Here is a 22,929-nt window from a genome sequence, read left to right on the forward strand (position 1 = left end):
ATTATTTTGAAGCCGAATAAATTGTTGCCACACCAAAGGTTTGCGGCCTGTTCTTCACCTCTATAAACCCAATTTTCCTCAAAATATTGTTTAACATTTCGCCGTGAGGGAAAACGGAAGCCGATTCGCTTAGATAGGCGTAAGCCGACTTATCTTTAGAGAAAAGTTTGCCAATTAGCGGCAGTATGTACTTTGTGTAGAATTTATAACCTTGTTTATATGGTGTTTTTGTGGGTACAGAGGTTTCCAGTATTACAAAAATACCTCCCGGTTTTAACACTCTTAAAATTTCTGCAAGCCCTTTTTCAAGAGTTTCAAAGTTGCGAACCCCAAAAGCAACGGTAATGGCATCAAAGCTGTTATCTTCAAACGGAATGTTCTCGCTGTCGCCCAGTACCATGTCTATTTTGCTATCCAGTTTTCGTTCGGCAATCTTTTTACGGCCTACTTCAAGCATCCCGGCAGAAATGTCTAAGCCGGTAATTTTTTTAGCTCCTGTCTGGGTCATTAAAATAGCAAGGTCACCTGTACCTGTGGCAATATCAAGCACAGTTTCAGGGTTAGTGTCTGAAACCAGTTTAAGTACTTTTTTTCTCCACTTAACGTCGATACCAAATGAAATTACACGGTTAAGTCCGTCATATTTACCGGAAATGGTATCAAACATTTGGGCTACCTGTTCTTTTTTTCCCAATTGGGAATCCTTATAGGGGGTTACATTTTGTGACATTGCAAATATTTACGGCGCAAAGATATAAATAGTTTTACTAATAATATGTTATAAGTAAAGTCGTGTTTGGGAAGTACTTACTTTCTTACAAACGTTTCAAAAGTAAAATCAAACTTATGTTTTTCGTCTTTAGGGTGGTGAACAGTTTCTTTTAATTCCCATTTAGAAGGGTCTATTTCAGGGAAAAAAGCATCTGCTTCAGGTGTGGTGCCGTGCACCCTGGTAAGTTCTATCTTATCGGCTACTGCCATAGATTGTTTGTAGATCTCGCCGCCGCCAATAATAAACACTTCCTCATCTTGCGGGCTTATTTTTAGTGCTTCCTCAAGACTGTTTACCACAATACAGTTTTCTGCTGTGTAATCTTTCTGGCGGGTAATAATAACATGGGTGCGGTTGGGTAACATGCCGGGGAGGCTATCGAAAGTCTTACGTCCCATAATAACATAATGTCCCGATGTAAGTTGTTTAAACCGTTTAAAGTCGTCCGGCAGGTGCCAAATCATCTGGTTGTCTTTTCCTAATGCATTGTTCTCTGCGGCTGCGGCTATAAGGGTAACTGTCATTATTCTGTTGTGGTAGTGTTTTCGGTTTGTGAGTTCTGATTCTCGTTTTCCAGTTTTTTTTCAAGCTGGCTTATCTTGCGTTCCTGTCTGGCAACAAGCTTGTCAATCTGTTCCTGTTCCCATTTTTTGTTTATAAAACTTTCGGTAACAAAAACCTTTATAAAGTGCATTACAAATAAAAATGCCCAGGCAGTAATAGCCCAAAGGTACCAGTCCTTTTCCGGTTGTACATTAAGCCATTTATTGATAACGTACAGAAAAATACTGCCTACAAAAAACAGTATGAAATGAAAGTAAACACGCTTTTTCTGTTTTACTCTCTTTCTAGCATATTCGTATAGTTCCTGTTGATTTGGTTCCATGGTGAAGGATTTTTATCTAAGGTAGGGAAAAAATCGTTACACAGCTACTACTCCTTTAATATGTGGGTGCGGATCATAATCAACAAGTGTGAAGTCTTCAAACTTAAAGTCGAAAATATCTTTTACTTCCGGATTCAGTATCATTTTTGGTAGTGGCCTTGGCTCGCGTGTAAGCTGAAGTTCAACCTGCTCCATGTGGTTGTTGTAAATATGAGCATCACCAAAAGTATGTACAAAATCGCCTGGCTTAAGGTCGCATACCTGTGCAATCATCATAGTAAGCAGGGCATAAGAAGCAATATTAAACGGAACGCCTAAAAATATATCGGCACTCCTTTGGTATAACTGGCATGATAGTTTACCGTCGGCCACATAAAACTGGAAGAAAGCATGGCAGGGTGGAAGGGCAACTTTGCCTTCGGCCACGTTTTCTGCAAATGATTTAGAGGTGTCCGGTAAAACTCTGGGGTTCCATGCGCTAACAAGCATTCTGCGGCTGTTAGGGTTGGTTTTAAGGGTTTCTATAAGTTCTTTTATCTGGTCTATTTCCTGGCTATCCCAGTTTCTCCACTGGTGTCCGTAAACAGGGCCTAGATCGCCATTCTCATCTGCCCATTCGTCCCAAATCCTTACACCGTTCTCGTTAAGGTAACCAATATTAGTGTTTCCCTGTAAGAACCAAAGCAGCTCATATATAATAGATTTAAGGTGAAGTTTTTTTGTAGTTACCAGCGGGAAGCCTTCGCTAAGGTCAAAACGCATCTGATAACCAAAAACACTTTTAGTTCCTGTTCCTGTACGGTCACCTTTTTGGTTGCCGTTTTCCATTACATGCTTCACTAAATCTAAATACTGCTTCATCTTATTATGTGGATTAGTTTATGAGGTTATTTGTTGATTTGACTCTCAAATAACCGAATTAACGAATAGCCAAATTAACTCTCTCTCTTAGATATTTCGTCTCTTATTTTTGCTGCCTTTTCATAGTCTTCATTCTGTACTGCGCCTTCCAGCATTTCATTCAGTTCCTGAAGACTGTATTGTGAGTAGCCTTCGCCCGATACCTCTTCCGTACCGAATGTTTCGGGTTCAGAAAGGATGTCGTCGTTTTCGGCGTTCTCCGGTTCAGGGTTTATCTTAAGATAAATCCCGGCTTTGTCTAAAATATTCTTATAGGTGAATATAGGTGCACTAAAGCGTAATGCCAATGCGATAGCGTCTGAAGTCCTTGCATCTATAATTTCTTCAATACGGTCGCGCTCGCATATTATGCTTGAAAAGAAAACACCGTCTACCAGCTTGTGGATAATAACCTGCTTTACGACAATGTCAAAGCGGTCGGCAAAATTTTTAAACAGGTCATGGGTAAGCGGCCTTGGTGGTTTAATCTCCTTTTCAAGGGCTATTGCAATAGATTGTGCTTCAAACGCACCAATAACAATTGGTAATTTTCGTTCACCGTCTACCTCATTCAGGATTAAAGCATACGCGCCGTTTTGAGTCTGGCTGTACGAAATCCCTTTAATAGTAAGTTTTACTAAGCTCATAAAAATCGTTTCCTCTGTCAAATAAAAAGGGCTATCTGAACAAATTTAAACCATCCGCATCAGATAGCCCTTTTAAGGGCACAATTTATAATAAAATTATGAGTTTTGAGCCTTAAACTCTTTTATTTTTTCAGTCAACTTAGGAACAATATCAAAAGCATCTCCTACAACACCATAGTCTGCCACTTTAAAGAAAGGAGCATCCGGGTCAGTGTTGATAACTACTTTTACCTTAGATGAGTTGATACCTGCAATGTGTTGTATAGCACCTGAAATCCCTACTGCAATGTAAAGGTTAGAAGCTACCGGTTTACCTGTTTGTCCTACGTGTTCAGAGTGAGGTCTCCAGCCAAGATCTGATACCGGTTTAGAACATGCTGTAGCAGCACCAAGTACAGACGCAAGCTCTTCCAGCATACCCCAGTTCTCAGGACCTTTAAGTCCGCGTCCGCCAGAAACTACGATTTCTGCATCGGCGATAGTAACTTTACCTGAAACTTTTTCTGAAGATTCTACTTTTATAGAGAAGTCATTATCATTTAATGTCGGAGCGAAAGCTTCTTCTGTTGCAGCACCTGAAGCCTCAACAAGACCGAATGAGTTTTTCGCTAGAGCTAAAACTTTTACATCGGTAGTTATTTCTGTAATGTTGAAAGCTTTGTTAGAGAACGCATTTCTTTTTACACGGAAAGGTGAAGTGCTTTCAGGAAGTGCTACCACGTTTGAAGCATAACCTGCCTCAAGACCTGCAGCTACAAGCGGAGCCATATAAAGGCTGTCTGTATTTGAAGAAAGGATAACTATTTTAGCACCTTCTTTTTGTACAGCCTGCTTAACAACGTCTGCATAAGCTTTTGCGTTAAAAGAAGTAAGTTTGTCGTTTTTTACGTTTAATACTTTGTCAACTCCGTATTTACCAAGTTGAGAAGCATCGGCAGCATTAACGGCTACCGCAGTTACTGTGTCGCCTGTTTCTCCTGCTATTTTTTTAGCGTATGATGCAAGCTCAAACGCTGTTTTTTTAAATTTTCCTTCTGCTGATTCAGCATATATTAAGATAGACATAGTCGTGGAATTTTAAGATTGTGGGATTAGATAACTTTAGCTTCGTTATGTAATAGGTTAACCAGTTCGTCAAGATTATCCGGGCTTACCAGTTTAACAGCCGACTTAGGAGCCGGTTTTTCAAACTTAACAGCCTGAGTAGTGTTGTTTGCAGCAACTGGCTCAAGTACCGTAAGTGCTTTTTGTCTTGCCGTCATAATACCTCTCATGTTAGGTATTTTAAGGTCTTTCTCTTCTACAAGTCCTTTTTGACCTCCTATTACTAACGGAAGTTTAGTGCTAAGGGTTTCTTTACCGCCGTCTATTTCTCTTGCTGCTTTTACATCACCTCCGTTAACCTCAAGGTTAATGCAAGAGTTGATAAAATCGTAACCAAGAGATGCCGCAAGCATACCGGGTACCATACCACCGTTATAATCTAAAGATTCTTTACCTGCTATCACTAAATCATAGTTTCCGCTCTTAACAACTTCTGCAAGCTGTTTTGCTACAAAAAATCCGTCAGTTGGGTTAGCGTTAACACGTATAGCTTCGTCAGCACCTATTGCAAGCGCTTTTCTTAGTGTTGCTTCTGCGTCTGGGCCGCCTACGTTAACAACCGTTACGTTAGCACCCTGTTGTTCTTTAAACCATACGGCTCTTGTAAGGCCAAATTCATCGTTAGGATTTATAACAAACTGTACACCGTTGGTGTCAAACTCAGAGTCACCATTGGTAAAGTTGATTTTGGAAGTAGTATCAGGCACGTGGCTGATGCAAACTAATATTTTCATTTTTATAAAGTTATAAAGATTATTTTCCGGATACGAAAATACTAATTTTATTTAAATAAAAAACTATGCATGCATAATAAATATGATTTTTTTAAAGAATCTGTGTTAAAATTTAATATACTGTGAAAAACGCATACGATTTAGCCTGATAATTATGAAATTCTGATTGTTTAAAAGCGCGGAAAAACAAGGTTGTTTATTTGTAATTTTTTGCCTGAGAAATAAATATAAAATCTTTATTTTTGCCAATCATTAAAATAAGAAATAATAATTACATGAGAACGATACAGTTTAGAGAGGCAGTTTGCGAAGCAATGAGCGAAGAAATGCGTCGCGACGAGTCAGTATATTTAATGGGTGAGGAAGTAGCCGAATATAACGGTGCTTATAAAGCATCTAAAGGTATGCTTGATGAGTTTGGTCCTAAGAGAGTAATTGATACTCCTATTGCCGAGCTTGGTTTTGCCGGTATTGCAGTAGGTTCTGCAATGAACGGTAACCGACCTATTGTTGAGTTCATGACATTTAACTTCTCACTTGTAGGTATTGACCAAATTATAAACAACGCTGCTAAAATGAGGCAGATGTCTGCCGGGCAGTTTTCTATGCCTATCGTTTTCCGTGGGCCTACTGCTTCTGCAGGACAGCTTGCTGCTACACACTCTCAGGCTTTTGAGAATTGGTATGCAAATACACCGGGGTTAAAAGTTGTTGTTCCTTCTAACCCATATGATGCAAAAGGACTATTAAAATCAGCTATACGCGATAACGACCCTGTAATTTTTATGGAGTCTGAGCAAATGTATGGTGATAAAGGAGAGGTGCCAGAAGGAGAATATACTATTCCTCTTGGGGTTGCAGATATTAAGCGTGAAGGTAAAGATGTTACTATCGTATCTTTCGGTAAAATCATAAAAGAGGCTTATACTGCTGCTGACGAATTAGAGAAAGAAGGTATTAGCTGTGAGATTATAGATCTTAGAACAGTACGTCCTTTAGATTATGATACAGTTTTAAACTCTGTGAAAAAAACTAACAGATTAGTGGTTCTTGAAGAGGCTTGGCCATTTGCTAGTGTTGCTTCAGAAATTACTTACATGGTTCAGGAAAGAGCGTTTGATTATCTTGATGCTCCTATCCAGAGAATTACTACTGCCGATACACCGGCTCCTTACTCTCCTGTACTGCTTAAAGAATGGTTGCCAAATGCAGATGACGTTGTAAAAGCGGTTAAGAAAGTTATGTATAAATAATCCGATAAATTCGATTATATTTGAAACTTCATCATACTATATGATGAAGTTTTTTGTTTATAGCATATATGAAAAAGAAGTTACTATTTTTTCTGGCTGTGATGCTGTTATTCACTGCCTCCCTTATGTCACAAACCAAAGTTGGGGGTATTGTGCTGGATGAAGCAAATGAGCCTATCCCTTATGCTAATGTTTATTTTAAAGGAACTTCTGAAGGGGTAATTACCGATGAGAACGGTAAGTTTTACCTTGAGTCTAAAAACAGCTATACTCAGCTTCTTGTTTCTTTTGTGGGCTATGCTTCACAGGAGGTTACTTTAGAAAAATCAGTTACCTATGACCTTAAGGTTGTTTTAGGTGATTCTCAGGAACTGAAAGAGGTGGTTATATATTCCGGTAAGACTTCAAAGAAAGACAATCCCGCTATTGATATATTAAGGAAGATATGGGAAAGGCGCCGAAAGAACGGTCTTCATATGTTTGATCAGTATCAGTATGATAAGTATGAAAAAGTAGAGTTTGACATGAACAGCATTGACAGTGCGTTTATGCAAAACAAACTTTTTAAGGGGATGGAGTTTATTTTTGAGCATGTTGACACTTCTGCCGTTACAGGCAAAACCTACCTTCCTATATTTATTAATGAGAATATCGGTAAAGTGTATGGTGATAATACAACCAATCAAAAAAAAGAAATCACCGAGGCAAACAGAAACTCCGGCTTTAGTGATAATCAGCAGATAATAGCTTTTGTAAAGGACCTTTATGCTGATTATGATATTTACAATAACTACCTTAAGTTTTTTGATAAGGACTTTGTGAGTCCGCTTTCACGTACGGGTATCAATGTGTATAATTATGTGCTTCACGACAGTGCTTACGTAGATAATAAATGGTGTTATAATATAGTGTTCTATCCCAGGCGTAAAAATGAGCTGACCTTTAAAGGGAACTTTTGGGTAAATGATACTACTTATGCTATTAAGAAGATAGCCATGTCTGCCAGTAAAGGAGCTAATATTAACTGGGTAAAGGATATTTATATCGAGCAGGAGTTTGAGGTGCTTAACGATTCTGTTTTCCTGCTTACCCGAGACCATATGATGTCTGATTTTGCACTCAATAAAAAAGAAAAGTCTAAGGGAGTGTATGGAAAAAGAACTACGCTATTCCAAAACTATGAGTTTAATATAGAAAAGCCGGGAGAGTTTTATCATAAGGATGTAAATTATTTTGATGAATCGGTCAATAACAAATCTGATGAGTATTGGGATCGAAATCGTTTTGAATCCCTAAGCAGGGATGAGAAAGGAATCTATAAAATGCTGGATACCCTTAAAACTGTTCCTAAGTTTAAACGGATGTATAATCTGGTCGCAACATTAGGTTCCGGTTATTACCAGATAGGGCATTTTGACTATGGGCCTATTTTTTCAAGTTTTGGGTATAATGATGTCGAAGGGATAAGGCTTCGTACCGGAGGTCGAACTTACTTTGGGCAAAATGACCCGTGGCGTATAGAAGGATATACGGCTTATGGTCTTAAGGATAACAAGTTTAAATACGGCCTTTCCGGAAAATGGATGGTTGATAAAAAGAGGAGGATTATACTTGCAGCAGGTAACCGTAGGGATGTGGAGCAAACAGGTGTTAGTCTAACTGCTACAAGTGATGTGCTTGGGCGTAGTTTTGCTTCATCTTCCTTATTTGCAAGTGGTGACAACAGTAAGCTTACCAATATAAACTTTACCACATTTTCGGCAGAGATAGAGCCGGTTAAAAACCTGGTGTTTAAAACAAGTTTTTCGTACAGGACATTAAAAACAGCTTCACCGTTAACCTTTAATATGGATTACTATGTAGACCCTGAAGATCCTTCTCAGGGTGTAAAAGGTACTGTTAATCAATATGAATATGGAATACATGTTGACTACACCCCTAAGAGAAGAACAATAGGGTATGGGGTAGAGCGCAGCGATGTAGATTATAATTATGCAAGGCTGTACTTAAACTACACGCAGGGACTAAAGATTTTTGATAGTGATTTCAATTATCAAAAGCTTCAGTTCTATTACAGGCAGCCTGTATTGGTAGGTGGTTTTGGCCGATTGTTTACTACAGTCGAGGCGGGTAAGATATTTGGTGCTGTTCCGCTTGGCTTAATGGGTATTGTACCGGGTAACCAATCGTACTTTATTATTGAGAACACCTATAATCTAATGAACTATTATGAGTTTGAGGCAGATGAATATGTATCACTTCACTTAGAGCATAATTTTAATGGCCGACTTTTTTCAAGGATTCCATTTTTAAGAAAACTTAATCTTAGGGAGATAGTAGGTGTAAAAGGTATATATGGTACCGTATCTCAGGAAAATATTGCCCTTAATGCTTCAAGTATTACATATCGTGCTCCTGATGATGTATATTGGGAATATCATGCCGGTATAGGTAATATATTTAAGGTATTCAGGATAGACTTTGCTTGGAGAGGAAGTTATCTTGATCTTCCTGATGCTAAGAGGTTCGCTGTTAAAGGGGTTTTTGGATTTCATTTTTAATAAAAGGTTTCGTGTATAGAAAAAAATTGTACATTAGTGCGTATTTATGTTAAATTATATTACATATAAAAGTATGAGAAACACGGCTTTATGTGTCTTGATTGCAGTATTTTTTATCTTCGTGGGCTGCAAGCAGAAAACAGAGGATGTGAAAGTGTTTGATGTTACATCTGATAGCCTTGTTGCTAAAATAACAGGAGATAGTATTGAATTTGTTAATAAGGAAGGTATACATCAAAAATGGGAAAGTATAGCCGGAGATAAAATAAATTTTGATGATATTGTAATAAAGACAGGTAAAATAACTGATACAACAGAAGATTATTATATGTTGCTTGGTACAACTACAGATGGTAATACAAGAATTGGTGTTTTACTTGAAAAGAAAGGAGATGATCTTTATTTTGCCAAGCAGGACAATGCTGTTGTAATGGTTTCTTGTCAAGGTTGTAAAGTAGGTTGTGATCCTGTCGTTGTAATGCAATATGGAAAGCCATTAGTGAACTGTTCTCCTTGTCCTGAATGTTTAAAGCAGGATAAGTTTCTTGATTAGGTCGATAAAAATGGTAGTATAACGGGAAGTGATAATTTTTAACATTTACTTAGGAGGTGAGTAATGTTAAAAAGTTTATTTTCGTTTTAATTAATAGTTTAAACCCTTACCGATTATGAAAAAAAATTTATTAAAAGCTATTTTATTTGTAATGTTTGCTGTATTTGCTGTTTCCTGTACAGATGACCAGTCTGCTGTGGAAATGAACGAAAGCAATAAAGACTTCAATTTAAAAGCCACTGGCTCTGTTTGGGATGGTGTTATTGGAGTAGTGCAAAACGGGCAGTATATAATAACTGTTCCTAAAGAGAGGCTATTGGCAGAAATGCAGCAAATGGTAAAAAATCAGGGCTATAATGAACAGCTCGATCAAGTTTCTATAGTCAAGAAAATACCGACCAATAACCCAACTGTTGATGCTTATATGGTAATAGCAACAGCTCCCAGTGCTAATAGTTTTGCTACTGGTGTAATGTTAACGCTAAATTCTAGTAATCAATTTACTGTAGACAGAACTTTTGGTGGAAACGGTACTACATGTACAGGTTGTGCTACAGGCTGTAATTTAAGAGTACTTACAGAAGGTACTACCAAAATACCTTATTGCGATGAAAACGGTTGTATTTACAATTGTGTTAAGTCTGAAAGTAGTTTTTATTAATAGTTAATACGTATAGTAGTCTAAAGCCTTCTTTTTAAGAAGGCTTTGGTTTTTTATATCAATTAGGACAGATGTTTTTCTGATAAGGCAAATGAAAAGTTTTTACAGATAACATAGGCTTTTGGATGTAAAAATGTGTGTGGATTAACGGATTTTGACGAAATAATAGCTTATACTGAACGATAAAAACCCGATTGGTCAACAGCGGCATTTTTTTGTGACATTACTATATGGAAAAGCGTGGTCGTATATTTTCTTATTAAATTTATGTAAACTCATTACAGGACAGTGTTTTTAATAAAGTTATTGCTTTGTAAACAGTAAATTTTACACTAATTTTGCACCCGCTAAAACAGTAAATGAAATAATAAGACAATAAAAATGAGCGCAGCAAAATCAAATTCGTTCGATGTACTTATCGAGATACCAAAAGGAAGCAGAAATAAATATGAGTATGACTTTGAATTAAAGAAGATACGTTATGACAGAATGTTATTCTCGTCTATGATGTACCCTGCAGATTATGGTTTTATTCCTGAAACTCTTGCTTTGGATGGTGACCCTCTTGATGTACTTGTATTAGTAACAGAGCCTACTTTCCCTGGTTGTGTTATGGAAGTTAAGCCAATTGGTGTATTCCATATGGCAGATGAAAAAGGTCCGGACGAGAAAATTGTTTGTGTTCCTGTGTCTGATCCTATCTGGAACAGACTTGAAGATCTAAGTGATATGAACCCTCACTTACTAAAAGAGATTGAGCACTTCTTTCAGGTATACAAAGATCTTGAGAACAAGAAAGTTGATGTTGGAGGATGGGGTGATGTTAAGGAAGCACGTGAGATTATAGAGAAATGTGTTGACCGTTTTGATACTTTACAGGACAGACCTGAGGAGTTATTTAGCATCCGATAACATATTTTATAAAAAAATATCAAAAAAGCAATATTCAACCCTGAATATTGCTTTTTTATTTATTTTGGTTTTGTTACATTTACGAATCTATTAACAAACCAAAATTCTTTTTTATGGAATCAATTATGATTTACGTGCCTATTATTATGGCCGTTGTTGGGCTTCTTTTTATGGCAGCCAAAAGATCATGGGTGCTTAAGCAGGATGCCGGAGATGGTAAGATGAAAGAAATCTCCGATTACATCTACGAAGGTGCCTTAGCTTTCTTAAAGGCAGAATACAGATTACTTGCATTTTTCGTTATAGCCGCCAGTATAGCCCTGGCGGTTATTTCATATATAGTCCCCACCACAGATATACTTATCGTAGTGGCTTTTATTTTTGGAGCTTTCTTTTCTGCGCTTGCAGGAAATATGGGAATGAAAATCGCGACCAAGTCAAATGTAAGGACAACACAGGCTGCAAGGTCAAGCTTACCACAGGCGCTTAAAGTGTCTTTTGGTGGCGGTACTGTAATGGGACTTGGTGTTGCCGGACTGGCAGTGCTTGGATTAACAGGTTTCTTTATTTTCTTTTTCCACTATTTTATGAATGGTGTTTGGGCTCCTGCAGATATTGATGGAGTGAGCAGAACACCGCAGGAACTGATGACTATTGTGCTGGAAACCCTGGCAGGTTTTTCATTAGGAGCAGAGTCTATTGCGTTATTTGCCCGTGTGGGCGGTGGTATCTATACTAAAGCTGCCGATGTAGGTGCTGACCTTGTAGGTAAGGTTGAAGCAGGTATTCCGGAAGATGACCCGCGTAACCCGGCGACTATTGCCGATAATGTAGGAGATAACGTAGGAGACGTTGCCGGTATGGGAGCCGATCTTTTCGGGTCTTATGTGGCTACGGTTTTAGCGGCAATGGTATTAGGTAATTATGTGTTGAGGGATATTTTAATGGATAATCCTGCATTTACAGATGCATTTGGAGGTATAGGTCCTATATTGCTTCCTATGGCAATTGCCGGATTTGGTATATTGTTCTCCATTATTGGTACTCTGTTAGTAAGAATAAAAGATAATAATGCTAAAGAGGCAGAAGTTCAGGGAGCACTTAATGTGGGGAACTGGGTTTCTATTGCACTTGTTGCGGTGTCATGTTACTTTTTGGTGACCTACCTGTTGCCGGAAACAATGAAAATGAACTTTTACGGTGAGGAAGCACAAACCATATCTTCCATGAGGGTGTTCTATGCAACCCTTGTCGGGTTGTTTGTGGGTGGTGTTATTTCATCAGTGACCGAATATTATACAGGGCTTGGTAAAAAGCCAATTTTAGCTATAGTACAAAAATCAAGTACCGGTGCCGGTACCAACATTATTGCCGGACTTGCTACGGGTATGGTTTCTACCTTCCCTACTGTGCTTTTATTCGCGGGTGCTATTTGGGGTTCTTATGCTTTGGCAGGATTTTATGGTGTTGCCTTAGCGGCATCGGCAATGATGGCTACCACTGCAATGCAGCTGGCAATTGATGCGTTCGGACCAATATCTGATAACGCAGGAGGTATTGCCGAAATGAGCGAACTGCCAAAAGAGGTGCGTACCCGTACCGATATTTTAGATTCTGTAGGTAATACAACGGCGGCTACAGGTAAAGGATTTGCTATTGCTTCGGCAGCCTTAACGTCATTAGCGCTTTTTGCCGCTTATGTAACCTTTACAGGTATAGACGGTATTAATATATTTAAGGCTCCGGTACTGGCTATGCTTTTTGTAGGTGGTATGATTCCGGTAGTATTCTCTGCACTTGCCATGAACTCTGTTGGTAAGGCAGCAATGGATATGGTATATGAGGTTAGGAGGCAGTTTAAAGAGATTCCGGGCATTATGGAAGGGACAGGTAAGCCAGAGTATGGTAAGTGTGTAGAAATCTCTACAAAGGCTGCTTTACGCGAAATGATGCTTCCCGGTCTGCTTACTATTGGTTTCCCTATTGCTATTGTGCTTATTGGTATGCTTATCTATCCTGATAACCATCAGTTAGTGGCAGAAATGCTTGGTGGTTATATGGCAGGGGTAACTGTATCAGGTGTGCTTTGGGCAGTTTTCCAGAATAATGCAGGTGGAGCATGGGACAATGCCAAAAAATCTTTTGAAGCCGGAGTTATGATTAACGGTGAAATGACCTATAAAGGATCTGATGCGCACAAAGCTGCCGTAACAGGTGATACGGTAGGGGATCCGTTTAAAGATACTTCAGGGCCTTCTATGAATATCCTTATTAAATTAAGCTGTCTTATAGGGCTTGTTATTGCTCCTATCTTAGGTGGACATGCTGATGGTGGAAATATGAATGTTCAGTCGGCTACGGTTATAGAACAGCCTATAACAAATGCTATAGAGAACAGAAAGGAAATTTCCATTGAAAAAGAAGTAGGAGAAGACGGTAAGGTTACTGCCAGGGTAGTGATTTCTACCTATACTACCAATGAGGATGTAAAAATGGAAGAAAAGGTTTTTGAAGGTACAGAGGAAGAGGTAAGGGCTCAGCTCGAAGAATTAAAAGAAAACAAAAACTAATTTATATCTATTACTAAAAACGCCCGCTGTACAGCGGGCGTTTTTGATTTTATTTTGTTTAGAAAAGGCCGTTAAGTTCGGCATTAATCCTGTTGATAATATCTCCCAGATCTTCCGGATTATCTACAAAGTTGTTTTTATCCACATCTACAATAAGCAGCTTACCTTTGTCGTAATTCTGAATCCAGGCCTCATAACGTTCATTAAGCCTGCTCAGGTAATCTATGGATATTGAATTTTCATAATCGCGTCCGCGTTTGTGTATCTGCTTTACCAGATTAGGGATTGAGCTTCTAAGGTAGATAAGCAAATCAGGTGCGCCTACAAAAGTTTCCATAAGTTCAAAAAGCGAAGTGTAGTTACTAAAGTCCCTGTTGCTCATAAGTCCCATAGCGTGTAGGTTAGGGGCGAAAATATGAGAATCCTCATAGATGGTCCTATCCTGTATAATGTTCTTGCCGCTTTCCTTAAACTGAAGCACCTGCCTAAGACGGGTGTTTAAGAAGTAAATCTGCAGATTAAACGACCAGCGCTCCATCTGATGGTAAAAATCGTCAAGGTAGGGGTTGTCTACCACATCTTCAAAATGCGGATCCCATTTAAAATGTTTGGCTAATAACTCTGTTAACGTGGTTTTTCCGGCGCCTATATTTCCGGCTACTGCTATATGCATTATTCGGTTGCTGTTATTTTATACTGTGTTATATCGTTGTTTGTAAAAATAGATAAAATTTGCTCTTTGTAATAGAAACTTTTAAAGCTTTTTTCCTTAATCTCAATCACTTTGCGGCTTTGCGTTTCTGTATTATAAAGATAAAGGGTGTTGTCTTTACTGAATAAAACGGTTGTTGGTGCCGTAAATTGCAGTTGGTCAAAATCTTCAACCATACCCAGCGGATTTACTTTTCCAAAAAGGTTAACCCTGTAGCATTTGTTGCTGTTGCTTATCCAGTAAAAATAATTATAGTCAGACTGGTAGTATTTCATACCATCGTTTAATTGCGGAGTTATGGTTTTAAAACTATTTTGTGACGTATCATACAAACCTATTTGCTGCGTGTTGATATCATACAGCCATAACCTGTTTTGTGATGCCAGTCCGGCTGCTTCTGCAATTATGGGTTGGGAAATGTCAGAAAAGTTGAAACGTGCCGTTTCGGTAAGCTGATTGTCCAGTAAGACAACCGTATTAAAGCTTTTGTAAAAAAGTACTATCTGTAACGGGTTTTGAAGGTCTGCCCTGTAAATATCACCTAAAGACAGGCTTTTGTAGTTTAGCCTTTTCTCTTCATTTTGTTTCCTGAATTCGTTATCGGTTATAGTGTATTCCCAGCCAAAGGCATCTGTGCCTATATATCTTTCGGTAGTGTTTTTTGTGCTGGATAAAAACTTAACCGGAATGGTAAGTTCCTGTGCCGAAATAAAGGCACAAAATAACAGGGTGAATGATAGCAGGGCTTTTTTCATATGAAGCCAAATTACGAAAAATAAAAGGGTAAAGTTTAATTTTTTTTGTAAAGCCTATGTAACAAATGCCCTCTTTATTAGTCTAACCAGTAAATAGCTAAAAACCAAACGACATGATAAAGTACATTTTTTATTTTACAACATTATTACTTTCCATAGTATCATCATATGCGCAGGAGTTTCAGGGCATGGCTGTTTATGAGTCAAAAACCAGCATGGCCGATTTAAACAGTCGTCTTGACGGCAATAAGGATATCACTCCCGAAATGAGAAAAATGATTGAGGAACGAATGAAAAGTATGTTTGAAAAAACATTTACACTTCATTTTGATAAAGTAGCCTCAATTTATGAAGAAGAGCAAAAACTTGATGCTCCGGGTCAGGATGGAGGTCCTTTCAAAATGATGTCGAGTCTGACTGGTGGCGGAGGTAAGCAATACAAAAATGTGAAGGATAAGAAAGTGATGATGGAGAAAGACATTTTTGGAAAAGAGTTTCTTGTTAGTGATTCGCTTCCGGTTATTAAATGGAAGATGGAAAACGAAACCAAGAAAATAGGAAACTATACCTGCTATAAGGCTACGGCGCAAATGCCTGTTGACAAATCGAACATGATGAATTTCCGACCTAAGAAAGGGGCTGAAGAAAAAATGAAGAAACTTCAGGAGGAAGGTAATGAGGAGGAACTTAAAAAGACCAACTTTATGGATATGGTAGAAATGCCCGATTTTGTTGAGGTAACAGCATGGTATACTCCTGAAATTCCTATTAACCAGGGGCCCGCAAATTACTGGGGCCTGCCGGGTCTTATTCTTGAAGTAAACGACGGTAAAACCAACATACTTTGCTCTAAAATAGTACTTAATACTAAAGAAAAAGTTGAGATTAAAGAACCAAAGAAGGGTCAGAAAGTAACTCAGGAGGAATTTGCTGAAATTCTTATGAAGAAAATGCAGGAAATGCAGCAGATGGGTGGCCCGGGCGGCGGAGGACGCATGAGAATGGGCGGATAATCTTATACTAAACTTACCAATTTATACCGATGAACAAATTACTTTTAGGGCTGTTTTTACTGCTCTCAGGATATTCTTATTCCCAAAACATACGATTAGAAGGTACTGTGAAAGACTCCTTAGGCCTTCCTCTTGAAATGGCAAACGTTATGGTAGTCAACAAGGTTACTAACGAAATGGAATCGTATGCTATTACCAACGAGGCAGGTAAATACCAAATGATTCTTAAGGCAAATACCCAATATATCCTTAAGTCAAGTTATATAGGTTTTACTGCTCAGGAAATTACCTTTACCACAGGAACGGAAAATGTAACCAAGAATATAGTATTACAGCAGGGGGTAGAGCTTGCCGGACTTGAGATTACTTATGAGATGCCGGTTACCATAAAAGGCGATACTATTGTATATAATTCTGATTCGTTTACTAATGGTTCTGAACGAAAGCTGGAAGATGTTTTGAAAAAGCTTCCGGGTGTGGAGGTTAATGATGACGGAGAGGTTACTGTAGAAGGTAAAACCGTTTCTAAACTGATGGTTGAAGGGAAAGACTTTTTTGACGGGGATACTAAGCTTGGGGTGAAAAATATTCCTGCCGATGCCCTTGATAAAATTGAGGTTTTAAGAAATTACAATGAGGTTAGTCAGCTTAAGGGACTTGAGAACAATCAGGACAATGTGGCGATGAATATAAAACTGAAAGACGGTAAAAAGAACTTTTGGTTTGGAGATATTTCTGCCGGAGCGAGTATAGGTGAAGGCGAACGTTATTTGGTTAATCCTAAGCTTTTTTACTACAGTCCTAAATACAGTATTAACGTTATAGGGAATCTTAACAATAACGGAGATTTGCCACTTACCATACAGGATTACTTTAAGTTTACCGGAGGTTTCCGTAACATGATGCGTAAGGGAGGAACCAACTTTAATATAGGCTCTAATGACTTAGGGATTGCATTACTGCGTAACGACAGGGCAAAAGAAATTGAAACCAAATTTGGAGCGGCTAACTTTAGCTATAACCCTACTAAAGCTTTAACAATAAGTGGTTTTGGTATATTTAATTCCAGCCGAACAGAAACGGAGACTGAAACAAGGAGGCAGATTTTAGATCCTGAATCGGGTGAAACCCAAACTACTCAGGAAACAGCCGAAAGGTCACTGCAAAAAAGTGAATTTGCCGTGTTTAAGCTGAGCGGTAGCTATATACCAAACAAAAACTTACATGTAGATTATGATGCCTTGGTTAAATCGTCTGACCAAAGGGAAGAAAGTGGATTATTTTCTTCTGTATTTCCCGAGACAATCCAGGATCAGGAAATTTACGGACTGAAAAAGCAAAGACCTTTCTCATTTAACCAGAACTTTAACCTTTATTATACCTTAGATGATAAAAATGTATTGGCATTTGAGGCGCAGCATTTATATCAGGATGAAGATCCGTTCTATAATGCCAACTTAGGGAACAATCCTTTTCCTGATTCGCCGATAGGGGACACTTCATTAAACCTTGGGCTGTCTCCGGCTACCCGTTATGATATTACTCAGGAACGTTTTGTAACCACAAATAAGGTGGATGCTAAACTTGACTATTATTACATGGTAACCCCTAAGAGTAATATCAATCTTACTTTAGGTAATACCCATTCTTACCAGAGCTTCAATTCGGATATATTCCAGATTCTGGATGATAACAGTCAGGATAACCTTGATGATAATTCTAAGAATGACGTTAAATATAGTTTTAATGATGTGTTTTTAGGACTTCATTACAAGTTTATTACCGGTAAGTTTACCTTTAACCCAGGTGTAACTTTCCATAGTTATAATTCTTATAACGAACAGCTGGGAGCTAAGATTGAGAATAATTTCTACAATGTGTTACCCGATGTGTATGCGCTATTCCAGATAAAGAAATCGGAAAGCCTTACCTATACCTACAACATGACTACCGAGTTTACTGATGTGACTAATTTTGCACAGGGGCTTATATTTACCAACTATAACTCATTATTCAGGGGTAATCCGTATCTGGAAAATGCGTTATATCAAAATCATAGTCTTCGTTACTTTAAGTTTGATATGTTCAGCTTTACGCAGGTATTCGGTTCAATCAATTATAATCACCGTATGGATGCGGTTAAAAGCCTTGCAGGCTATAACGGTGCAAACAGTATAAGTACTGTAGAGAACTCTAATTTTGCCGATCAGTCACTAACAGGTATGGTTGGCTATAACAAAAGCTTTTGGCGCTATTACAAAGCCTCTGTAATGGTTAACCTTAGCTGGAATAAATTCAACAACTTCAGGTTCGATCCTAATAGCGGACTGACAGGTGTACCGACTATTGGAAACTCTATAAGGCAGGCTAATGAACAGTTTACTCAAAGCTATACCACAAGTTTTGCCACAAATTATAAAACAGTACCTAATATTGAAGTAGGTTATACATTGAGCATTAATGATTATGCTAATAACAAGTTCTATAACCACAGGCCGTTTGCCAAACTGGATTATATATTCTGGAAATCGTTTACGGTAACAGCCGATTACCAGTTTAACCATTATTATAACGACACAAGAACATCAGATAATAAATATGATTTTTTAGATGCTTACGTTATGTATACGGTACCGGGGAACAAATGGGAGTTTAAAGTAGGAGGAACTAACCTGCTTAACACTACTTCCCTTAACACCGACAGTTTTAACCAGTTTAGTACATCGGTATCTAAATACAGGGTACAGCCACGATACCTTATGCTAACCGTAAGGTATAGTTTATAAAAATATTATTTGAAAACATTTTTAAGCCTTTTACTTTTTTTTACTATAGGTATAGCCACAATTCAGGCTCAGGTTGTTCATGGGGTTATTACAGATAGCATTACCAAAGAACCGGTACCTTTTGCAAATGTGACTCTGTTAAAAAAAGACCGTGGAGTGTCTTGTGATGTTGAAGGCAGATTTGAGTTTGATCTGAACGATGAAAAAGACGATTTACTGATAAGTTCTGTAGGTTATGAAAATAAAGTAATCAGCCCGAAGGATTATAAAGGTGAACTGCATATTGCATTGGTACAAAAAGCTTTAGCGCTTAATGAAGTGGTTATTGATTACAAAAAGAAAAAATATTCCGGTACTAAACGTTTAGGTTTAAGTAGGAAATACAAAGTGCAGAAATCGATTCCCTTTGGAACAGAGTTTTGCTCTTATATTGAAAATTCAGAATACAAAGAGGGCAAAGTGAAAGCTGTATATCTGGATTTAAAAAAGGAAAAGGAGTTTGATTACCATGCAAGTTATAATATCAGGTTTTACGAATATGATGAACTGGAAAAGAAACCCGGGAAAGAATTGTACGGGCAAAACCTTATCATATATCCTGATAATAAAACGTATGAGCTTAAAATAGATATTGACAGCCTTAATATTGCTTTTCCCCGAAACGGTATTTGTGTTGGTGTAGAGGTGATAAATACACGCTATGAGGGGAAGCTTAAAAGTATGGCTGTAATTGCCCCGCGTATTCTTTTTACTCATACTGAAAGAAAACTTGTTACCTGGAGTCGATATCGTAATAAGGAATGGAAGGTTGATACAACAAAATCTCAGGTACGGAATGACTTTGTAAATGCCATGATAAACATAGACGTAGTAACAGAAAAATAAAAAAAAGGCAGCCAATCGGATGCCTTTTTTTTATTTTCTTCTTCAGGGTTGATTACAACCCGAAAGCTTCTTTTACTTTTTCAACATAGTCTAATTTCTCCCATGTAAACAGTTCCACTTCAACTGTTTTTTCCTCTCCGTAAGGCGATGTGAAAACCTTTGTTACGGTTTCCGGCTTGCGGCCCATGTGTCCGTAAGCTGCCGTTTCACTATAGATGGGGTTTCTAAGCTTAAGGCGTTGCTCAATAAAATAAGGGCGCATATCAAAAATTGCCTCTACTTTTTTAGCGATTTCGCCATCAGTCAGGTTTACTTTTTTAGTACCGTAAGTGTTGATGTATATACCCATAGGCTTAGCTACACCAATAGCATAAGATACCTGAACAAGTATTTCGTCTGCAACACCTGCAGCAACAAGATTCTTAGCAATATGGCGCGTTGCATAGGCAGCACTTCGGTCTACTTTACTCGGGTCTTTACCAGAAAAAGCACCGCCACCGTGAGCACCTTTACCACCATAAGTATCTACAATAATTTTTCTTCCCGTAAGTCCGGCATCACCGTGAGGCCCGCCTATTACAAACTTCCCTGTAGGGTTTATGTGATATTCAATTTCATCATTAAATAAATGAGCATACTGAGGATTCTTTTCCAGTATCCTCGGTATAAGAATATCAAGTATGTCTTTCTTTATTTTAGCAAGCATAACTTCTTCCGTATCAAAGTCGTCATGTTGTGTAGATATTACGATAGCCTTTATTTTTACAGGCTTGTTGTCATCATCATACTCAAGTGTTACCTGGGATTTTGAATCAGGGCGCAGGTAAGTAATATCTTTATTTTCACGGCGAAGCTCTGCCAGCTCCTGTAACAGTTTGTGCGACAGGTTTAAAGCGAGAGGCATATAATCTTCGGTTTCGTTTGTAGCATAACCAAACATCATACCCTGGTCTCCGGCTCCCTGTTCTTCTTTATTTGTCCTGTCAACTCCCTGGTTAATGTCCTGAGACTGCTCGTGGATAGCAGAAAGCACACCACAGGAGTTGGCCTCAAACATATATTCACTTTTAGTATATCCTATTTTTTTGATAACGTCGCGTGCTATCTGCTGTACATCAAGGTAAGTCTTAGACTTAACCTCTCCGGCAAGAATAACCTGACCTGTCGTAACAAGTGTTTCGCAGGCAACTTTAGACTCGGGGTCAAAAGCCAGGAAGTTATCAATCAGCGCATCCGAAATCTGGTCAGCAATTTTATCAGGATGCCCTTCGCTCACTGATTCTGACGTAAATAAATATGCCATAAAATTCTATATAATTTATGAAGGGGAAGAAATGAGAATGCTGGGAATGCTAAAGGGGGAATGAAGTCCTGCTTTAGCATTTTTTAATGAGGTTGCAATCAGTTCAAATCTTTCCTCTAATTTTTTATGACGCAAAGGTATAAAACCTATTTGGAATAAAAAAAACGCCTTAGGATTTTAATACTATATCCTCATGAAAAAATAGTGCTTCAAATTCCGTGAAATTTAAATACGTAGTATTTATAGCCTGATTTTGTGTTTTTTAAATGTTAATTTTTGTTTCGGGTATTGCGTATGTCAGGAATTGTTCAGAAGTTTGTTACTCAAATCAGAAGAAATGAAATTTAATATTTGTCATACATTTTACTTTATGTGGAAAACTTCCGCAGGGGTGACTGTTGACTAATTTTAAATCAAAAAAATTATATAAGCACAGAAAGCCCCTGCCATCAGCACGGGCTTTTTTATTTTAAGAAAAAACTAAAACAGTAATAGGGTATGAAAACCTTCACATTTTTTAAATCGTTTATTTCTTGCCATCACATTTGTTATACATGGATGTGGATGCCCTATTACTGTTACCAAAAGCGAACGACTTAATCTGTAGTTTATATATAACCCAAGTTTAAAGTCCTTTTGGTAATCCTCCAAAAGGACTTTTTTTATTTCAAATCATTATCAATAGCTAAAAAAAATAATTATGAGTGCAACTTCAATTAACGTACTGGGATATACAGGAAACAATAAACAGTTTGTTGTAAAAACCCTGAATACTGATTTAAGGATCAGTGAGAATGAAAAATTTCCCGAGCTCGAAGGCCCTAATCCTTACGAATATATCCTTGCCGGTTTTGCCGGGTGCATCAATTCGCTGGGCCAACTGGTGGCAAGTGAACAGGGCTTAACGCTGGATTCGCTTCAGGTGGAGATTACGGGAAACTTTAATGCTGCAAAGTATGAAGGCAGGCCTACTAAAGAAAGGGCTGGTTTTAATAAACTCGAAATTACCCTTAAGCCTACCACAAAGGCACCTTTAGCCGCATTACAAAAATGGTTAAAGGAAATACAGTACCGCAGCCCCGTTTATGATAATCTGGTTAATGCCACTCCGGTAGACCTGATACTCTATAAAGAATACAATTACTCTAACTAAAGAGGAAAAGATATATAAGTTGTTTTTTGTTTGTTTGTGAAGAACTGCCACCTCCCGCTAAAGCGGGAGAAGCAGTTTCTTAAAAAAAGAAAATCGTAATGAATAATAGAATCAATATAGTGCTCTTTGGTATAGGAAATGTAGGGAGCGCATTAATAAATAAAGTTTTAAAAGAAAGAAAAGAGCTGGCGCTAGAAAGTAAGATAGATTTCAGGTTTCCGGTAATTACAAACTCATCGGTTGCCTTTTTTGCAAAGGAAGGTGCTAATTTTTCATGGGAAGCCAACTTTATACAGTTTAGCATTCCGTTTAAGATGGAAGATGTGGTTAGCTATGTGCTTGCTAATAATATTAGCAACCTGATTGCGGTTGATGCTACCGACGATGCTAAGCTGCCATTGCAATATATAAAACTGATACAGGCAGGGTTTAATGTGGTATCGGTAAATAAAGCCGTGACTGCACTTCCTGCTGATTTTAAGGAGAACGTAAAACTGGCAGCATCGGTACGCGGACTGGAAAGCACTTTTGTTCACAATGCTAAAGGGGATAAGCATGCGGCTGTAGAAAAATTATTTGAGTCGCTTATAGAAATAGCTGAAAAGCAAAAAAGGCTTGCCGCTTAATACAAAAGTCTAATTATTGTTTGTATGTGTGTTTGAAGAGCAGGTTTTACAGCCTGCTTTTTCTAGTTTTTTTATTTAATCATCCTAACTATGCTAGTAGTTATAAAACAAATTTGTTTTGTAACAATTTATTACATTACTTT

General features: G+C 38.0%; 21 protein-coding genes. 11 read left to right on the plus strand and 10 right to left on the minus strand.

Annotated features, from left to right (window positions below; all coding sequences use genetic code 11):
• Nucleotide 1: 1 nt before the first annotated feature.
• The 7 genes from ubiE to NU09_RS08660 all read right to left on the minus strand — a co-directional run bounded on the left by ubiE (nt 2) and on the right by NU09_RS08660 (nt 5,043).
• Complete coding sequence (gene ubiE, locus NU09_RS08630; protein ID WP_129750876.1) at nt 2-730, minus strand: bifunctional demethylmenaquinone methyltransferase/2-methoxy-6-polyprenyl-1,4-benzoquinol methylase UbiE; 729 nt, start codon at nt 728-730, stop codon at nt 2-4.
• A 77-nt stretch (nt 731-807) separates the two neighbouring features.
• On the minus strand, nt 808-1,296 hold the full coding sequence (locus NU09_RS08635; protein WP_129750877.1) for a dihydrofolate reductase: 489 nt from the start codon (nt 1,294-1,296) through the stop codon (nt 808-810).
• A complete protein-coding gene (locus tag NU09_RS08640) occupies nt 1,296-1,658 on the minus strand; it encodes a 2TM domain-containing protein (RefSeq protein ID WP_129750878.1) in 363 nt (120 codons plus the stop codon). Before NU09_RS08640 ends, NU09_RS08635 begins: the two co-directional genes overlap by 1 nt.
• A gap of 36 nt (nt 1,659-1,694) precedes the next feature.
• A complete protein-coding gene (locus NU09_RS08645; RefSeq protein WP_129750879.1) occupies nt 1,695-2,519 on the minus strand; it encodes a thymidylate synthase in 825 nt (274 codons plus the stop codon).
• Nucleotides 2,520-2,593: 74 nt separating this feature from the next.
• Nucleotides 2,594-3,205, minus strand: a complete 612-nt coding sequence (locus tag NU09_RS08650; RefSeq protein ID WP_129750880.1) for a bifunctional nuclease family protein — start codon at nt 3,203-3,205, stop codon at nt 2,594-2,596.
• A gap of 96 nt (nt 3,206-3,301) precedes the next feature.
• The gene (locus NU09_RS08655) at nt 3,302-4,270 is read right to left on the minus strand and encodes an electron transfer flavoprotein subunit alpha/FixB family protein (protein ID WP_129750881.1); all 969 of its coding nucleotides are present in this window, start codon (nt 4,268-4,270) and stop codon (nt 3,302-3,304) included.
• A 26-nt stretch (nt 4,271-4,296) separates the two neighbouring features.
• Nucleotides 4,297-5,043, minus strand: a complete 747-nt coding sequence (locus tag NU09_RS08660) for an electron transfer flavoprotein subunit beta/FixA family protein (protein WP_129750882.1) — start codon at nt 5,041-5,043, stop codon at nt 4,297-4,299.
• Between the two features lie 257 nt (nt 5,044-5,300).
• On the opposite strand from NU09_RS08660, the gene NU09_RS08665 reads away from it, so the two are divergent.
• The 6 genes from NU09_RS08665 (at nt 5,301) to NU09_RS08690 (ending at nt 13,553) form a co-directional block, all read left to right on the plus strand.
• Nucleotides 5,301-6,296, plus strand: a complete 996-nt coding sequence (locus NU09_RS08665; RefSeq protein ID WP_262708019.1) for a pyruvate dehydrogenase complex E1 component subunit beta — start codon at nt 5,301-5,303, stop codon at nt 6,294-6,296.
• Between the two features lie 68 nt (nt 6,297-6,364).
• On the plus strand, nt 6,365-8,857 hold the full coding sequence (locus NU09_RS08670; protein WP_129750884.1) for a DUF5686 and carboxypeptidase-like regulatory domain-containing protein: 2,493 nt from the start codon (nt 6,365-6,367) through the stop codon (nt 8,855-8,857).
• 73 nt (nt 8,858-8,930) lie between these two features.
• Nucleotides 8,931-9,410 carry a hypothetical protein gene (locus NU09_RS08675; protein ID WP_165357678.1) on the plus strand — a complete coding sequence of 160 codons (480 nt, stop codon included), beginning with the start codon at nt 8,931-8,933 and terminating at the stop codon, nt 9,408-9,410.
• 115 nt (nt 9,411-9,525) lie between these two features.
• On the plus strand, nt 9,526-10,071 hold the full coding sequence (locus NU09_RS08680) for a hypothetical protein (RefSeq protein ID WP_129750886.1): 546 nt from the start codon (nt 9,526-9,528) through the stop codon (nt 10,069-10,071).
• A 381-nt stretch (nt 10,072-10,452) separates the two neighbouring features.
• Nucleotides 10,453-10,983 (plus strand): inorganic diphosphatase, encoded by a 531-nt coding sequence (locus tag NU09_RS08685; protein ID WP_129750887.1) that lies wholly within the window; start codon nt 10,453-10,455, stop codon nt 10,981-10,983.
• A gap of 113 nt (nt 10,984-11,096) precedes the next feature.
• Nucleotides 11,097-13,553, plus strand: a complete 2,457-nt coding sequence (locus tag NU09_RS08690; RefSeq protein WP_129750888.1) for a sodium-translocating pyrophosphatase — start codon at nt 11,097-11,099, stop codon at nt 13,551-13,553.
• Between the two features lie 58 nt (nt 13,554-13,611).
• On the opposite strand, the gene NU09_RS08695 is transcribed toward NU09_RS08690, so the two are convergent.
• On the minus strand, nt 13,612-14,226 hold the full coding sequence (locus NU09_RS08695) for a deoxynucleoside kinase (protein ID WP_129750889.1): 615 nt from the start codon (nt 14,224-14,226) through the stop codon (nt 13,612-13,614).
• Nucleotides 14,226-15,020, minus strand: a complete 795-nt coding sequence (locus NU09_RS08700; RefSeq protein WP_129750890.1) for a hypothetical protein — start codon at nt 15,018-15,020, stop codon at nt 14,226-14,228. Before NU09_RS08700 ends, NU09_RS08695 begins: the two co-directional genes overlap by 1 nt.
• Nucleotides 15,021-15,133: 113 nt before the next feature.
• Here NU09_RS08700 and NU09_RS08705 point away from each other — a divergent pair, with 113 nt between their 5' ends.
• The 3 genes from NU09_RS08705 to NU09_RS08715 are packed head-to-tail and all read left to right on the plus strand — an operon-like array spanning nt 15,134 to nt 19,704.
• Complete coding sequence (locus tag NU09_RS08705; RefSeq protein ID WP_129750891.1) at nt 15,134-16,033, plus strand: GLPGLI family protein; 900 nt, start codon at nt 15,134-15,136, stop codon at nt 16,031-16,033.
• Nucleotides 16,034-16,062: 29 nt separating this feature from the next.
• Nucleotides 16,063-18,819, plus strand: coding sequence for a TonB-dependent receptor (locus tag NU09_RS08710; protein ID WP_129750892.1), 2,757 nt, complete (start codon nt 16,063-16,065; stop codon nt 18,817-18,819).
• A 9-nt stretch (nt 18,820-18,828) separates the two neighbouring features.
• Nucleotides 18,829-19,704, plus strand: coding sequence for a carboxypeptidase-like regulatory domain-containing protein (locus tag NU09_RS08715; RefSeq protein ID WP_129750893.1), 876 nt, complete (start codon nt 18,829-18,831; stop codon nt 19,702-19,704).
• 52 nt (nt 19,705-19,756) lie between these two features.
• On the opposite strand, the gene metK is transcribed toward NU09_RS08715, so the two are convergent.
• Nucleotides 19,757-21,007 carry a methionine adenosyltransferase gene (metK, locus tag NU09_RS08720; protein ID WP_129750894.1) on the minus strand — a complete coding sequence of 417 codons (1,251 nt, stop codon included), beginning with the start codon at nt 21,005-21,007 and terminating at the stop codon, nt 19,757-19,759.
• A 700-nt stretch (nt 21,008-21,707) separates the two neighbouring features.
• Between metK and NU09_RS08725 the strand changes: the two genes are divergently transcribed.
• Nucleotides 21,708-22,160: an OsmC family protein gene (locus tag NU09_RS08725; protein ID WP_129750895.1), complete on the plus strand. Its 453-nt coding sequence runs from the start codon at nt 21,708-21,710 to the stop codon at nt 22,158-22,160.
• 98 nt (nt 22,161-22,258) lie between these two features.
• Nucleotides 22,259-22,786 (plus strand): hypothetical protein, encoded by a 528-nt coding sequence (locus NU09_RS08730; RefSeq protein ID WP_129750896.1) that lies wholly within the window; start codon nt 22,259-22,261, stop codon nt 22,784-22,786.
• Nucleotides 22,787-22,929 lie beyond the last annotated feature (143 nt).

Origin of the sequence: Flavobacterium beibuense, assembly GCF_004151245.1 — a bacterium.
Lineage (GTDB): Bacteria > Bacteroidota > Bacteroidia > Flavobacteriales > Flavobacteriaceae > Flavobacterium > Flavobacterium beibuense_A.